This window comes from Flavobacterium cerinum (assembly GCF_024496085.1).
Lineage (GTDB): Bacteria > Bacteroidota > Bacteroidia > Flavobacteriales > Flavobacteriaceae > Flavobacterium > Flavobacterium cerinum_A.
This window is the reverse complement of record NZ_CP101751.1, coordinates 2079704-2095092: the sequence shown is the minus strand read 5'-3', so window position 1 is coordinate 2095092 and position 15389 is coordinate 2079704. Positions and strand designations below refer to the sequence as shown.

Here is a 15389-nt window from a genome sequence, read left to right as displayed (position 1 = left end):
CTAAATAACCTTTAATTTTTACTTTTTTTACGACATTATGCGAACCAGTAAAGAATATATAAACGCTATAAAAGCAAAATATGAGAAAGAAAAAAATGGTCAATATGCTCTTTATTTTAATGACCTTAAACGTAATCCTCTAAAAGAATTATGTGAGGATTTATTTAAGAACGGTTTATCTTCTGATGATAAAAATACGTTTGCTAGTTTCTTCCGTTTTAGCCTCGAACAAAATGAAAAAATTCAGTTAAAAACTATAGAAGATTTTAATCTAAACCGTTTTCGAAATGTTACTTATTTTTTAACTACAGATGTAAAAAATCCCAGTTCTAAAGTGTGTGAATTAGTAGCTATATTAGTCAACTACAATCCTAGACCTTATGCTAAATTTAGAGATTTCGAAGAGCCTTTACCTCCTTTAGATAAACCAAAAGAAATTAAACCCGATACGAAAGAAATCCCGGAAGTAGCACCCGATAGTGAAGATAACGCGTCAGCTAATAATGATCCGATAGATCCGTCTACCGGGATAACTCCGGAGCTAACAACCGATATAGTTGATCAAGATAAAAGAGAGGAAGAAACTCCGACTGAAACAGAAACGAAAGAAGTAATTGACAATCCCGAAAATAAACCGCCGGATTCCGAATATGACGATACAAAACCTATGGGATTTCTCACCTATCCGCCGGCAACGACAGTACGCAAAATTCCGCCCCGGCCGAATAAGATGTATATCATCATCGGAAGTATTCTGGTAATGGTTATTTTAGTATGGGGACTTAATAAAACGGTTTTTACACCTAAAAACTGTATGATATGGATGGAAGATCATTATGAAAAGATTGATTGTAGCGATCCGGAAATACAAGTTTACCGAATTCCGTTAAATGATAAGCTATTAGAAAAATTTAGGAAAGTTGCCTATAGTGATACGCTGACTTTTTTTGATCCGTACGGCAAACCGCTGATCTGGTATTCCAAGTTAAACGGACAATACGAATTGTTTACCTATCACGGTTTACATCCGGTCACCGAAAAAACACTAAAACCGATTACGCATACAATCGTTAATAACATAACAAACAATCCGAACCGGTAAGCAATAGTACTAAAACAAAAAGGCCCCTTTTGGAGCCTTTTTTAATACCAGTTTTGTTTTTTCTTTTTGGAAAGTTTCTTTCCATTTTGTCTTTTTACATTGGAGTCGCTTTCAAAACTTACTTGTTTTTTCCTGCTTCCTGTAAAAAACCTGATGATCGATCCAAATAAATTAGACATATTGAGTTTAAATTTGCAACATCAAATATATAAAAACCCATTATATTATACTTTTTAACATATACTTTTTAGACCAAATACAACATATTAAAGATAAAAAACAAATATTAACACAATTTTTTAAATATAAAACAATTAAAACCTACTCAAAATTAGGTGATTTCACCCTTAATAGCGGGGTTTCTTACAAGAACTTTTCTTCATAAAATCTTTACTTTTCGTTCCGTTTTATCCGTTATGGAAAACCGTAAAGAAAAATCTCTTGCAGCGGGTAAGTTTGCGATACCATTCACAATGTATTAATAACTAACCTCTTTTATTATGTCTTTTATTTATGACTTAGCAAAAAACTATGCTTTTGCAGCTGCACGACAAGCGGGACGGAATTATAGTAATTCCCAAAACAATTTATATGTTGCTCCGCTATCACAACAACAATCGAATCCCTACGCGAATACCGCTGATTTAAAACCCCACAAAGAATATATAATCATTAAACTGTTTTGGGCATCGGTATTTTCTTTGTTTTTTCCTTTTATAGGTCCGTTGATTCTACTTTATCGCGGTTATTTTAATTATACCAAAAATTATAAACTGATGTATCGTATCGAAAAACAAAGTGTTTATAAAAAAGACCTGCGCTATCGGGACGGGTTACGTCATATGGGCTATCGCGATGTTAAGGTTGATGTTAAAGTAGACATTGATCCGGCAAAACAAAGCAGTAACCGGATCAAAGCCTGGGGTTATTTTATAATCAGTATTCTGACATTAATAATTGACTTTATAGTTGCTACAGCTAATTAAAAGCATTTCATAATGCTCTGTTATCTCCCGGTGGAACAATCTCTATTTAAGAATGACTCTGAATACGATATTCATTGGGAGATACTCCTACATGTTGTTTAAAAGACCGGCTAAAATGCTGCGGATATTTAAATCCTAATTCATATGCAATTTCACTTACCGATTTATGACGGTCAAACATTTTTTCCTTTGCCGTATTGATCACCTTTGATTGTATATATTCCTGAGCCGATTTTCCGGTTTCTTTTTTAATAAGATCGCCGAAATAATTAGCCGATAAAAATAACGCTTCGGCACAAAAACCGACTGAAGGAAGTCCCATTGTTTGCGGCTTATCCGATTGAAAATAGTTGTTCAGTACGGTTTCAAATCGTTCCAGAATACCTTTATGAGCCGTATCCCGCGTCACAAACTGCCTGTCGTAAAAACGAACACAATAGTTTAAAAACAATTCAATATTATTAACAATCAGTTTTTTACTATACTTATCTATAGGTTGATCAAGCTCCTGTTTGATTTTTAAAAGACAATCAATAATAATCTTTCGTTCATTTTCAGATAAATGGAGTGCTTCATGCACATCATACGAGAAGAACGTATAATCATCAATAAAACGTCCGAGTGCTGTTCCGCGAATCAGATCCGGATGAAAAACCAAGGCATATCCCTGTGGCTGATATAGCTGTCCGTTATCTTCAATCCCCATCACCTGTCCGGGACCTAGAAAAACCAATGTTCCCTCCTGATAATCATAATAATTACAGCCATAACGGAGATTTCCGCATTTAACATCTTTCAGAAAAACGGTATAAAATCCGAAATTCATCCGAACATTAATCTTTCTGTCCGATTTCGATAAATCGATCACACTCACCAAAGGATGCTGTGTATCACTGTTGTAATAACTATTATATTCACTTACTGTATCAAATCGTACGATATTTTCCATTCTGATTTTATTTCAGGAATCAAAGTTATTGCATAATTTTATTGTAACAATCATCCGATTATTACAATCAGTGAAATTGGTAAGTAATACCGTAATCCGTATACGCCCCGTTTAAAAAATAGATTGGAATTTTGCAGGGTTCTTCTGTCTTTCAGTGTTATGCAGCAGCCCTGTTTGCAAATTGAACAATACAAATCATATAAAACTAAAAGCTACTATGGAAAAATTTAATGTAAAAGCATACGGCACCCAGGCAATTGATGCTGATTTGGAGCTGTTAACCATTCCGCGCAGGGAAGCTACTGAGAAAGATGTCGAAATTGACATCCTGTATTGCGGGGTTTGCCATTCTGATCTTCACACGGCACGTAACGATTGGGGCGGAACTGTTTATCCGGCTATTCCCGGACATGAGATTGTGGGTAAAATCACGAAAGTGGGTAGCGGTGTTACCAAATTTAAAGTCGGCGATCTGGCTGCAGTGGGATGTCTTGTTGATTCCTGTCGGGAGTGTGATCACTGTAAACACGATCTGGAACAATATTGTATTCCGGGATTCACGGGAACGTATAACAGTCCGGACAAACATTTAGGACTACGCACCTATGGCGGTTATTCTGAAAAAGTTGTTGTAGATGAACATTTCGTACTAAAAGTACCGGAAAATCTGGATCTGGCGGCTACTGCTCCGCTACTTTGTGCCGGTATTACAACCTGGTCACCTTTACGTCACTGGAAAGTAAATCAAAACAGTAAAGTAGCTGTTGTCGGTTTAGGCGGATTAGGTCATATGGCGATCAAACTGGCTAAAGGATTAGGTGCACATGTAACCTTATTTTCCCGATCTCCGAAAAAAGAACAAGATGCATTTGATTTAGGCGCAGATGAAGTGATCATCTCTACTGATGCTACGCAAATGGCAACGGTTAAAGGTAAATTTGATTTGATCATTGATACTGTTCCTTATGTACATGATGTTAATCATTATATTCCAACCTTAAATATTAACGGAACAATCGTTTTAGTCGGTTATCTGGGGAATCTGGAGCCGATGTTAAATACTGTTCCGATGATTATGGGTCGAAAATCAGTTGCCGGTTCGGTTATTGGCGGTATTGCGGAAACTCAGGAATTATTGGATTTCTGCGGAAAGCACAATATTACTTCCGATATTGAAATTATTAAGATGCAAGACATTAATGAAGCGTATGAGCGTATGCTGAAAAGCGATGTTCGTTATCGTTTTGTTATTGATATGGCTTCTTTAAAAAACGAGTAATCGAAAGAATGTATAAAAAAAGGATGGCTAAATTAGAGTGCGCCCAAAAGTTTAGACACTATTTGGGGGCAGTTCAATACCATCCTTTTTCTTTTTACAATGTTTTATGATTGTCTTCGGTATTCATCTCCAAAAACAACAGATTCGGGTCTAGCGTAATCGCAACCGGTTTTTGCTTTAATTTGAATTGCCATAATCCGAATTGTTCTTTAGGTATCACCAATAGCTGTGAAGTTCCGTCCTGATAACTGATTTCGATTTCTATCGGCTCGGTAAAGTTCTGCTCTTTCCGGTTACCGTTCCCATCTTCCTTATATTGCGTTGCTGCTATCTTTACTTTGACATCATACGTTCCGTTTTTGTCTTTTGTACAGCTTACTTCTTCCAATGCAAGATCATAAGTCGTAATCGTTTTAAACCATTCATCTATTTTAGAATGGATCTCAGGTGGACTTACCCTATAAAATTCCTGTAATAAATCATTGGCGGTTGGCGGTTGTTTCGGATAAGCATATCGGTTTAAAAGAGAACGAAGTGCTTTATTGAGCTGCTGTTCTCCGATTCGCTTTTCCAACTGATACATCACCACCATTCCTTTGTCGTAACACAAAAATGATTTATCCGGATAGGAACGATACAACGGTTCTTCGGTTGTAAACGAACGTCCGGAAAAATACAGATCCCGATGTACTGCAACCCGCGACCGCAGATTTTTCGAACCATAAGTCTTCTTATAAACCATTAGTTCAGTATACATCGCCAACGTTTCGGTCAGCAATTTACTTCCTTCCCGATAATCCGGATTGATCATTGCATTTCCCCACCAGGTATGCGCTAATTCGTGACTAACCATTTCATTAATGATGTCTTTTTCCGGGTTCTGTTCGGCTTTATTTCGGAAGCCAAATGTTTCATTAATAAAAAATCCGGTTGGATAAGCAGTGCCGGCAAACCCTTTTGTAAAGGATGAAATCTCAGCAAAACGCAGTATTTTATACGGATACCGACTAAAATTTTCTTCACAATAATCTAAGGTATATTTTGCATTTTTAATTAAATGATCAATATTTTGATCGTGTTCCGGATGGTAGTAGACTTCCAAAGCAATATCGCGGTATTTTAGTTTTTTTACGGCATATCGAGCCGATGTCACAACAAAACGGAACGGTATCGGAGATTCCGTACTATAATGAAAATACTGTCGGTTATCCTGCTTCCATTTCTTTTTCAGTGTTCCTAATCCGATAGCTGTTTGATCCGATGCTGTTGCAATAGTCATATCCAGATTGATAAAAGTCTCCACGTTATCGGTTTTACGCTCTAAAGGAATTACAAGAGTACTAGGCTCTAATCCTCGTTTTTTACGTTCTTTATGATCCTCAATTTCATTATCCGACCGATAACCGAATCCCGGATAAAAATTACTGATGCGAATAAACGTTCCGTTCTGTACTATTGTATTAAAACGGATAAAATCGTTAAACGCTGAAGCGGAATAACTAAAATGAAAATGCATCCGGGTGGTTTGTCCCGGTTGTAGCGGCGATGCAAAACGATACCAATAATGACCGTAAGCTGTATCTTTTGTTACTAATTTCGCTCCTGAAATTGTGATCCCGGACCATTCGAAATCTTTATCAGCATAAACCAAAACCGAATCAATCGCCGTAGTATTTTTATTGATCAAAGTATAAATACCGGTAACGGTATAGGCATTCTTTTCCGGAAATAAGGCTACATCGGTTTTTACATCGGTTATAATTGGCTGTGGTAAGGATTCGTACTTTTTATATCGTACTTCATATTCCTGCTTCCAATCGTTTCGTTCGTTTTTCTTCGATATTGTTGTTTTTGTGACTATCTGAATTCCCGACCATCCGGCTACTGTCAAACTTATTAGTAATAAAAGGTAGTGTATTTTTCTAAAATGCTTCCCACGGGTTGTTATTCCAATCAGAAATACCGTCGTAACACTCGTCCAAAAAATCATTTTTATATGAAAGGCTGTTATAAAAATATCAAAACCAGTCATTTCACTATAATTTCCCTGATAAGCATTAGCAAAACGCCACAGCGGATGGGTCATCCCAAACATACCGCCCAAAGAAGTATTTGTTAGCAATAGTAAAACCGACGAAATAATCAATCCGATATATCGATTCGGACTTACCGATTGAATACCGATGACAAAAGCTGCGCTTAACATCAACGGTAAGCCGATCAGATAGAAAAGCGACAAATACAATCCCCAGTCAACTATTGCATCATTATATACCCACTGAAATACCAATCCGGTTACTATACTGGCGGCAATCAAAATAATCGGAACAAGTGAAAGAACGGTTACTTTTGCCAGTAGCACAACGCCTCCAGATACCGGTGTTGTTTTTTCCAGAGCATCAAAACGGCTACTGTGACTACGCCAATAAATCTCACTGCCGTAAAACAATACAATCAGCAAACCAATTATCGGAAATAGTTTTAATATATCGCCTATCATCAATGCCGTTGTTGCAAAACGTTCCGGTAAACGGACTCCTGCATTAATATTTCCGGCAATTTCCATAGCCAGGAAAAACACCCAACCTAATAACATAATCCATATCGGAACGGTTTTGAATACTGCTTTTACATCGGTTTTTACAAAACTAAACCACGCTCTGAAATCATAACTGTAACCTTTAACTTTCGTCTTTATCGGCTGATAGTTAAAAACGATTCCGATCTCTTTGTCCCTTTTCTGCTTTTCTGTTTTTTGTTTTCCTACACTTAATGTAAAACGTTTATAAGCCAAACCAACCAATCCGAAAGCGATTGCAATGAACAACAACCGATTAAACAGAAAATCACCCTGTAATGCGATCACTTCATTATTTCTTTCTAAAGCCGACCAATATCGGGTTTGTTCAAAGAAAGCTGATAATCCGAACGGATCGATCCGAGCCATCAACTGCATTGTTTTGTCTGAAACCGGTGATGCATTCGCTAACAAAGGTGAGTTAGCAAACATCGCAATTCCCCAATACAAAAAATAGATAAACAGTCCCGAAATATAAATGGCAATCTTATTTCGGGTCAGTACTCCGATACTGCAAATTATCCCCGTGCAAAAAAGAATATTGGGTAATGCCAGAACCGAAAATGCATATAAATAGGTTCCGATTCCGGTGTTTGTATAATCTCCGGGATGTTCGCGAAATAATTGATGTCCCAAAAATAATCCGATACCATACAATCCGAAAGTCAGCACCGTTATCAGAAAAATGGTTATAAAACGACTTCCGAGATAATTGCGTTTTCGGATTGGTGTAGCATACAAAATACTGTCAAATCGGGTATCGCTTTCCCGTAATAAACCCTGAGCAGCCAAAAGCGTCACCGTAAAAATATTGATCAATGACATTACTCCTATGATATACGTAATTGTATAAGGCGCATTCCGATACGTTTCAGGAAACGGAAAATTCGCTGCAACGGTAGTAAAAATACCAAAGCTCAGAAAAAACAACAGCATTACCGGAAAGGATCTTTTCTTAGCGAAAAAATTCCAGTCAAATTTCAAAATTTCGGTTATCATATCACCCTTTTTTAGAAAGTTGATAAAAGTAAACGTCCTCCAAATCCTGCGATTTCATTGAAAATCCTTCGCCCGGATCGGTTTCTGAAAAGATTGTTACCGATTGTTGCCCGGCAAATAACTGTACCGAAATAACGTGGTATTTTTCCCGGAAAAAATCAAGTTCCTTTTTGTCTATCCTTTTATGCCAGATACATCCGTCCAGTTGTCGGATAAACGTTATCGGTTCGCCGTACGCTTTTACACTTCCTTCCTGAATAATGGCCATTTGCGTACAAAGATTCCGTACATCTTCCACAAGATGGGTAGATAAAATCACAATAACCTGCTCGCCTATTTCACTTAGCAATGTATTAAAACGATTTCGTTCTTCCGGATCCAGACCGGCCGTAGGTTCATCAACAATTATAATTTTGGGAGCTCCTAATAAAGCCTGTGCCACGCCAAATCGTTGCCGCATACCGCCGGAAAAAGAACTAACCGCTTTATTTTTATAGGCTAACAGATTCGTTTTTTCCAATAAAGCCAGGATTTGTTCCTTCCGTTCTTTCTTATTTTCTACTCCTTTTAAAACCGCAAGATGATCCAATAAATCATAGGCGCTGATTTTCGGATAAACCCCAAAATCCTGTGGCAAATAGCCCAATTGTTTTTTAATATAAAACGGATCAGCGACAATATCGGTTCCGTTAAAAAGCAGCGAACCGCTATCGGGTTGTTGTAATCCGGCTATCGTTTTCATTAAAGTCGATTTTCCGGCTCCGTTGGGACCTAAAAGTCCGAAAATTCCATTTCCGATCTGAAGCGAAATTTCCTGCATAGCTTGCGTACCGTTACTGTAGCGCTTACTAAGCTTGTTGATTTGTAAACTGTTCATTTTGATTGAATTTGATTGATGATTATTGAAAAAATTCGGGCAATAAAAGCCCGGCACCTGTATAGGTGTATTTTTTTTTAAAAGAGCTGTTAAGATGATGTTATGCTTCCCTGTATTCCAGTATATCGCCCGGCTGACAATCTAAAGCTTTACAGATGGCTTCCAGCGTTTCAAAGCGGAATCCTTTTGCCTTTCCTGTTTTTAAAATGGATAAATTAGCTTGTGTAATCCCTAAGATTTCAGCTAATTCTTTGCTTTGCATTTTTCGTTTGGCAAGCATCACATCGATATTTACAATAATAGGCATGGTTATATATATAAGTCCTGTTCGGCTTGCAAGTTAAGTCCTTGTTCGAAAATGGCAGCCATAAAATAGGCAAAAATACCGATTACAAAATGTAAAAAGGTTAAACTGATCAATAGGCTTACTTCATAGGAATACCATAGATGTCCGATCAAAAACGGTAACGGAACAATAAAATTCAGCGTATAAAAAAGTTTGAGTCGGCCGACATTCTTTTCCGTAAAAAGCCTGGGTTGACGAAAGGCATCAAAAACAGTCCCGAGCAACCAGAAAAATACGCCATAGAGTCCTATAAAGGCAATCATTTCGAAGATATAGTAAAATTCCGTACTATCTCCCAACAAATATCGTTTTTGAGTAAAAGGATAATGAATAATAAAACGTTCCCCGCCTTCGGTGTATTGTACCGTACCTAATACAAAACAGATCACACAATACAATGCGGTAAGCAAATAAGGAATTGCTGCTGTCCGTGTTATATAAAACAAGGTCGTAGCGAGTAAGCGCACTTTTTTCATCTTAAATTATTTTACGCAAATATATAATTAATTATCGTAAAACAATAATTTATAACTACAAAATAATAATTTAAAAATATACATATTAAATATTAAGGAAGAGTTCCTAACGACCTGACTGCCTTTTTTCCTATTTTAGTTACTTCAAAAATTAGCAGGACAACGAAACAAATACGACACTTAAACATGCGACATAACTTAGAAGGCGCCACCACCGAGCGTTTATCCTTTCGGAAAGTAACAGAAGATGATTTTGAAATGTGGTTGCCGTTTTACAGTGATGAAACTGTCATCCAAAATCTGGGAATGACGGCTATTGCTACTGCGGAAGAACGATGCCGCTATTGGCTGAATCTTACTTTCGAGCGCTATAAAAACAATCTCGGCGGTGCTTATATTGTAACGGAAAAAGCGACCGGAATTATAGTCGGTCAAAGCGGACTTATTGTTCGTAATATTGACGGTATCCTGGAATTAGAAGTAACGTATTCCATTTTACCGGAACATCGGGGGAAAGGCTATGCATCGGAAGCGGCTCAAAAATGCAGGGATTTTGCTTTTGAAAAAGAACAAGCAGGAAGCGTTATTTCGATTATCAATATTCACAATACCGATTCTCAAAAAGTGGCCTTTCAAAATGGGATGCAAATAGATAAAACTACTGAGTTTATGGAAATGCCGGTACAGATTTTCCGGATTAACGCTACCGTTTGGAATACTATAAAAAAACCGTCCTGAAACAGACGGTTTTATACTCTTCATTACGATAAATCTTCTACAGTTGCATCCGGAGCATTCTTTTTTACGGATTCAATTCCGTTATCACGTGCTGCTACGGATTCATACATTTCGCTTGTTCCGATAATTTGCCCGTTGGACGCCTTCAGATTAAAAAACGGTTTCCCGTTAGATGACGTTTTACGTTCGAAACGTTCATCCAGTTGCGCATTTTTCCGTACGGATTCGATACCATTTGTACAACCCGCTTTAGCAGTATAACCTTCGCTGGTTAGAATTGTCTGTCCGTTTCCGGCTTTTAAATCAAATTGAAATTCGTCATTTTTTCTTTTTGTAATTACAAATTTTCCCATTTTTTATTGGCTTTAAGTTAAACTAGTAAACATCTACAATAGTATATCACAATATACTATAAATAGTACGGATTTCCATAAAAAAACAAAATGCCGATACCCTTTTGTGTATTTCTTTTCTCTTGTTCGTTTTTTGATTCATGTCAATGTTTTAAACATCCGCTTGTTTCAATTTTGTGCCATAATAATTTTAAAAAAAAATAAAATGAAAAAAGAGTATTTTAAGTACATCAACACCCTTTTTGTGGTCATTCCGATGACACTTATTATGGCGTTTGTAGGATTGATTCGCAACTATGGTTTTGGAGAAGATTGGTTTTTTAAATTTTTAAAAGCCTGGAGCGTAATGCTTCCGGTTGCCTATCTCGCTGCCTTTATTATTATACCGAAAGCCCGAAAATTGGCGGAAAAATTTACCGAAAAATAATGACGACCGCTACACTTACCGCATTGCATCCGTTTGGCACAACAAGTAAAGTTCGCGTGGAAAATGCTATCAATGCTTTACAAAACGGAAAAGGTATTTTACTGATTGACAATGAGAATCGTGAAAACGAAGGGGATCTTATCTTTCCGGCACAGCATATGACTGTTTGCGATATGGCATTAATGCTTCGTTCCTGTAGCGGAATCGTTTGTTTATGCCTGACCAACGAAAAAGCAGACGCTCTGGAATTACCCTATATGGTAACCGCTAATTCCAGTAAATACCAAACACCGTTTACGATAACAATAGAAGCTAAAAAAGGAATTACAACAGGTATCTCTGCCTCCGATCGTATACAAACAATTCGTACAGCCAGTAACCCGAAAGCGTTACCGACAGATCTGGCTCGTCCGGGGCATATTTTTCCGTTAAGAGCCAATGATTCAGGTGTTCTCGGAAGAAACGGCCATACCGAAGGCAGTATCGATTTAATGAAATTATCCGGCTTGCGTCCGGAAGCGGTTTTGTGCGAACTGACCAATCCGGACGGAACGGTTTCGCGCTTACCGGAGATTATTGATTTTGCCCTCGAACAGCAATTGATTGTCCTATCGATCGAAGATATCTACTATTACCGTAAATTTGTAACCGACTATTAAATAAAGATGTATTCACAATTAGCGGATTATATTTCAAAAGAAATTGCTGTTACCGATACCGAACTTACAACCATTTTATCGTTTTTTAAACCGTTAAAACCAAAAAAAAACGAACTTCTGGTTACAAACGGACAAACCAGCCAACGGATGTTTTTCGTTGGCCAAGGTTGTTTACGCATCTTTTTTATCAATGAAGATGGTCAGGATGCTACCCGTTATCTTGCTTTTGAAAATAATTTTGCAACTGCTTTGGTTAGTTTTATTACAAACAAACCCTCTTTGGAATATATTCAGGCATTGGAACAGACCGAATTGCTCTATATCACACAACAGGATTTTTATACTTTACTGGAAGAAATTCCGGTTTGGGAAAAATTTTACCGGCATTATCTCGAAATGGCTTATGTGAACAATACCAACCGCCTTATGTCGTTTATCACAATGGATGCCGGAGAACGGTACCGCGAGCTACTGGCTATCAATCCGAAATTGGTTAATCGTTTATCCAATAAAATGGTGGCCTCCTACCTCAACATTTCACAGGAAACGTTAAGTCGTTTAAAATCCAAAATATAATCGTTTTTGATTCAGGTCAATGTTTAGCCGGAGACCATATTGCAAATTTGCCTTATTAAAAACATTAGTATGGCAAACGAGAAAAACAGCTCAGAAGTACCCTGTAAAGGGTTTATTAAAAGTATACAACGGATAACCCGACATACTTTTCATCTTAAAATAACAAGTCCTTATTTCGCTGAAATGGAATACATTCCGGGCTTTACAATTGAACTTTTTATAGATGATCAACATATAGAACACCGTAAATACAGTATCTGGAATTACGAACCGGTTCAAAATAGTATTGATGTAGCCATTTGCACTTTTTCAAACGGTAAAGGAGCGCATTGGGTTCACACACTGGAAGCCGGAGATACGGTTTATTTTAAAACACCACGGGGAAAACTTCTTATCGATGAAAGTGCCGATAATTATGTCATGATCGGTGATATAACAGCACTTTCGCATCTATATGAAATCAACCGTAATTTACCGGTGGGTAAAACTGTTTTTAGTTTTATCTATGCACCACACCAGCGGGATATTTTTCCTGATATTGACGGGAGTTTCCCTTTTGATTATCATATTTTTTCTCCTTTTGATCCGGAAGCTATAACCTCTAAAATGGCTTTACTACTTCCTGATTTCAACGAAAAGCGATTGGCCTATATAACCGGTGCACCGGAAGTATGTCAACTAATCAAATACTATTTCAGAAATGAAAAGAATTGGAATCCGGAAGACCTGCGCGTTAAGGCATTCTGGCGATAATGATATTGGCACATTCTTATTTTTATAGTACATTCGCTTATCAGATCCGTCTATCTATGTCGAAAGCAGCCCAAACCCGTATGTCCATTCTCCAAAAATCCTTTGAACTGATTTACAGAAAAGGGTATCAGGCAACGAGTATTGATGACATTATTGCGACTACTCAGGTAACGAAAGGTGCCTTTTATTATCATTTTAAAAATAAAGATGAGATGGCTGTCGCGTTAATCAATGAGTATATGCGCCCCAATATGTATGAAGTGATGCTACGTCCTTTACAACAAACTGAAAAACCGTTGGAAGCAATTTACAATATGATGTGTGATTTGTTACATGACACCGATTTCTTTGATGTGCGTTATGGCTGTCCGGCATTTAATCTGATTGAAGAAATGGCGCCTTTAAACGAAACATTTCGAAAAGCACTTTCAGTTTTAATGACCGACTGGAGAACTGCTATTACCGATTGTCTTGTATCGGAGCAACAACAGCAGACAATTCGTCCTGATCGCAATCCGCAGCAAATCGCATTGTTTATAATGACCGGTTACGGCGGAATCCGTAATATCGGTAAACTGGAAGGAATTTCCTGCTATGCACTTTATCTGGAAGAATTAAAAAATTACCTTACTGATCTGAAGCCAACTTTTTCAGTATAAAGGTCCTATCTATTTCCGTTTTGGCATAAGACAATGCTTCACGATACCAATTGGCCGCCATTATGGTATCGTCCAGTTTTTTATAGCCGTAAGCTTTAGCCGTCAGGAATACAAAACGATCTTCGTTGGTTAGTAACGTTTCCAACCGGTCTATTGCTTCCAATAATTCAAAGTTCATCTCAACATGCATTTCAGCGACGATCCGATTAAGGCGTAACAAGACGGAATCGGGCTGTAGTACTTCCAACTGACGATACAGATAAACAATTTGTGTCCAGTTGGTTTGATCAAAATTCGGAGCAGTACAATGTAACGAAGCGATCAAAGCTTCCAGGTAATAGGCATTTAACTCCTTTTCCGGACGAGCGTGATTTAAATAATAAAAGCCTTCCGCTATCAATTTATCATTCCATAAGTTTCGGTCCTGCTCCGCCAACGTAAGCCATTCGCCGGTTGTAGTCATACGCGCCGGAAATCGGGCAATTGTAAAAAACAACAACGCCAGCAGTCCGTTTGTTTCTGTATGCGTCGGATCATATTCCCGAACCATTTTTAGCAGCCGAATCGCTTCATAACACAAATCGGTATTAATTCCTGTTTTTCCGTTTGTTACTTTATATCCTTCGTTAAACAAAAGATACAACAAGGTATGTAGTAACGTGATATGAGTCTGTATATCCTGTTGCCCCGGATTTACAAATAATTGCTGTTTATTTTTCAGATCCGCTTTAGCGCGGTATAACGCTTTTTTAATGGCATCATCCGACATCAATAAGGCATTTGCAATTTCTTTGGTTCCGAAACCACAAAGAATATGTAACGTAATGATAATTCGCTTTTGAACAGACAATTCCAACCGACAACAAGCCAGTAACAAACAAAACTGACTATCTGTTATTTCATGATCTGAAAAAACAACATCCGGTTCTGTTTTTTTGATATTATCAATTTCGGTTAACGAAGTCGTTTTGCGGTTCCGTTTCAGTTGGTTAATGGTCGTATTGCGGGCGACCCTCATGAGCCAGGCAGCAGGATTATCCGGCACTCCGGAATACCGCCATTTTAAAATAGCCGATTCAAAAGTATCCTGTATCGCATCGGTAATACAATCCAGGTTTTCAATTCCATACCATCGGGACAATACGGCTGTCATCTTTCCCGCATTTTCACGGAAAAGATGTGCCGTTAAGTGATTAATCGGTTGTTTATCCTCCGAATGCTTCATCATCAGTAGCCATAACCGGTCGGATTTCCACCATTGCTCCGAGTTCTAATGACGGACATCCTTTTGCGATTTCCCGTGCTTCTTCCAGTGAATGCGCCAGTAGAAAATAAAATCCGCTGATGCATTCTTTTGTTTCAATATAAGGCCCGTCTGTGATGATCCGTTCTTTTCCGCGAATACAGCATCCTTCAGCTTCAAGCGGATTTCCCTCTTTAAAGTGTCCTTTATCGGCTAACGAAGCCACCCATTCCATATGTTTTTCAATATCTTCCTGCATTTCCTCAGCAGAAAAATTTCCGTAATCCACACTTTCGCGGATCAGCATTAAAAATTCTTTCATAACATTCGTTTTTAAATTATTGTTATCCGTATGTATGACAATTGAACTTTTAGAAAAAGGACAATTT

At 37.7% G+C, this 15389-nt stretch carries 17 protein-coding genes; 9 read left to right on the top strand and 8 right to left on the bottom strand.

The window, feature by feature from the left end:
• The first annotated feature begins 37 nt into the window (after positions 1–37).
• Positions 38–1102 carry a hypothetical protein gene (locus tag NOX80_RS09430; RefSeq protein WP_256549521.1) on the top strand — a complete coding sequence of 355 codons (1065 nt, stop codon included), beginning with the start codon at positions 38–40 and terminating at the stop codon, positions 1100–1102.
• A gap of 500 nt (positions 1103–1602) precedes the next feature.
• Complete coding sequence (locus NOX80_RS09425; protein WP_256549520.1) at positions 1603–2088, top strand: hypothetical protein; 486 nt, start codon at positions 1603–1605, stop codon at positions 2086–2088.
• 46 nt (positions 2089–2134) lie between these two features.
• Here NOX80_RS09425 and NOX80_RS09420 read toward each other — a convergent pair whose 3' ends face one another.
• The gene (locus tag NOX80_RS09420; RefSeq protein ID WP_256549519.1) at positions 2135–3037 is read right to left on the bottom strand and encodes a helix-turn-helix domain-containing protein; all 903 of its coding nucleotides are present in this window, start codon (positions 3035–3037) and stop codon (positions 2135–2137) included.
• 217 nt (positions 3038–3254) lie between these two features.
• Between NOX80_RS09420 and NOX80_RS09415 the strand changes: the two genes are divergently transcribed.
• Positions 3255–4316 carry an NAD(P)-dependent alcohol dehydrogenase gene (locus NOX80_RS09415; RefSeq protein ID WP_256549518.1) on the top strand — a complete coding sequence of 354 codons (1062 nt, stop codon included), beginning with the start codon at positions 3255–3257 and terminating at the stop codon, positions 4314–4316.
• A gap of 94 nt (positions 4317–4410) precedes the next feature.
• Here the strand turns inward: NOX80_RS09415 and NOX80_RS09410 are convergent, their stop codons facing one another.
• The 4 genes from NOX80_RS09410 to NOX80_RS09395 form a co-directional block, all read right to left on the bottom strand.
• Positions 4411–7893: an ABC transporter permease/M1 family aminopeptidase gene (locus NOX80_RS09410; RefSeq protein ID WP_256549517.1), complete on the bottom strand. Its 3483-nt coding sequence runs from the start codon at positions 7891–7893 to the stop codon at positions 4411–4413.
• Between the two features lies 1 nt (position 7894).
• Positions 7895–8770 (bottom strand): ABC transporter ATP-binding protein, encoded by an 876-nt coding sequence (locus NOX80_RS09405; RefSeq protein ID WP_256549516.1) that lies wholly within the window; start codon positions 8768–8770, stop codon positions 7895–7897.
• A 100-nt stretch (positions 8771–8870) separates the two neighbouring features.
• Positions 8871–9077 (bottom strand): helix-turn-helix domain-containing protein, encoded by a 207-nt coding sequence (locus NOX80_RS09400; RefSeq protein ID WP_256549515.1) that lies wholly within the window; start codon positions 9075–9077, stop codon positions 8871–8873.
• Positions 9078–9079: 2 nt separating this feature from the next.
• Positions 9080–9592 (bottom strand): DUF2975 domain-containing protein, encoded by a 513-nt coding sequence (locus NOX80_RS09395; RefSeq protein WP_256549514.1) that lies wholly within the window; start codon positions 9590–9592, stop codon positions 9080–9082.
• Between the two features lie 186 nt (positions 9593–9778).
• Here NOX80_RS09395 and NOX80_RS09390 point away from each other — a divergent pair, with 186 nt between their 5' ends.
• The gene (locus NOX80_RS09390) at positions 9779–10330 is read left to right on the top strand and encodes a GNAT family N-acetyltransferase (RefSeq protein ID WP_256549513.1); all 552 of its coding nucleotides are present in this window, start codon (positions 9779–9781) and stop codon (positions 10328–10330) included.
• Positions 10331–10353: 23 nt separating this feature from the next.
• Here NOX80_RS09390 and NOX80_RS09385 read toward each other — a convergent pair whose 3' ends face one another.
• A complete protein-coding gene (locus tag NOX80_RS09385) occupies positions 10354–10683 on the bottom strand; it encodes a YegP family protein (RefSeq protein ID WP_256549512.1) in 330 nt (109 codons plus the stop codon).
• A 205-nt stretch (positions 10684–10888) separates the two neighbouring features.
• Between NOX80_RS09385 and NOX80_RS09380 the strand changes: the two genes are divergently transcribed.
• The 5 genes from NOX80_RS09380 (at position 10889) to NOX80_RS09360 (ending at position 13757) form a co-directional block, all read left to right on the top strand.
• Complete coding sequence (locus NOX80_RS09380; protein WP_256549511.1) at positions 10889–11110, top strand: DUF2798 domain-containing protein; 222 nt, start codon at positions 10889–10891, stop codon at positions 11108–11110.
• The gene (ribB, locus tag NOX80_RS09375) at positions 11110–11769 is read left to right on the top strand and encodes a 3,4-dihydroxy-2-butanone-4-phosphate synthase (RefSeq protein WP_256549510.1); all 660 of its coding nucleotides are present in this window, start codon (positions 11110–11112) and stop codon (positions 11767–11769) included. Before NOX80_RS09380 ends, ribB begins: the two co-directional genes overlap by 1 nt.
• A gap of 6 nt (positions 11770–11775) precedes the next feature.
• Positions 11776–12345, top strand: a complete 570-nt coding sequence (locus tag NOX80_RS09370) for a Crp/Fnr family transcriptional regulator (RefSeq protein WP_256549509.1) — start codon at positions 11776–11778, stop codon at positions 12343–12345.
• Positions 12346–12414: 69 nt separating this feature from the next.
• Positions 12415–13098, top strand: a complete 684-nt coding sequence (locus NOX80_RS09365) for a siderophore-interacting protein (RefSeq protein WP_256549508.1) — start codon at positions 12415–12417, stop codon at positions 13096–13098.
• Positions 13099–13154: 56 nt separating this feature from the next.
• Positions 13155–13757 (top strand): TetR/AcrR family transcriptional regulator, encoded by a 603-nt coding sequence (locus NOX80_RS09360; RefSeq protein WP_256549507.1) that lies wholly within the window; start codon positions 13155–13157, stop codon positions 13755–13757.
• On the opposite strand, the gene NOX80_RS09355 is transcribed toward NOX80_RS09360, so the two are convergent.
• Both NOX80_RS09355 and NOX80_RS09350 read right to left on the bottom strand, forming a co-directional pair.
• Positions 13726–14985, bottom strand: coding sequence for an RNA polymerase sigma factor (locus tag NOX80_RS09355; RefSeq protein ID WP_256549506.1), 1260 nt, complete (start codon positions 14983–14985; stop codon positions 13726–13728). The two genes, NOX80_RS09360 and NOX80_RS09355, sit on opposite strands and share 32 nt — an antisense overlap.
• Positions 14963–15322, bottom strand: coding sequence for a YciI family protein (locus NOX80_RS09350; RefSeq protein ID WP_256549505.1), 360 nt, complete (start codon positions 15320–15322; stop codon positions 14963–14965). Before NOX80_RS09350 ends, NOX80_RS09355 begins: the two co-directional genes overlap by 23 nt.
• Positions 15323–15389 lie beyond the last annotated feature (67 nt).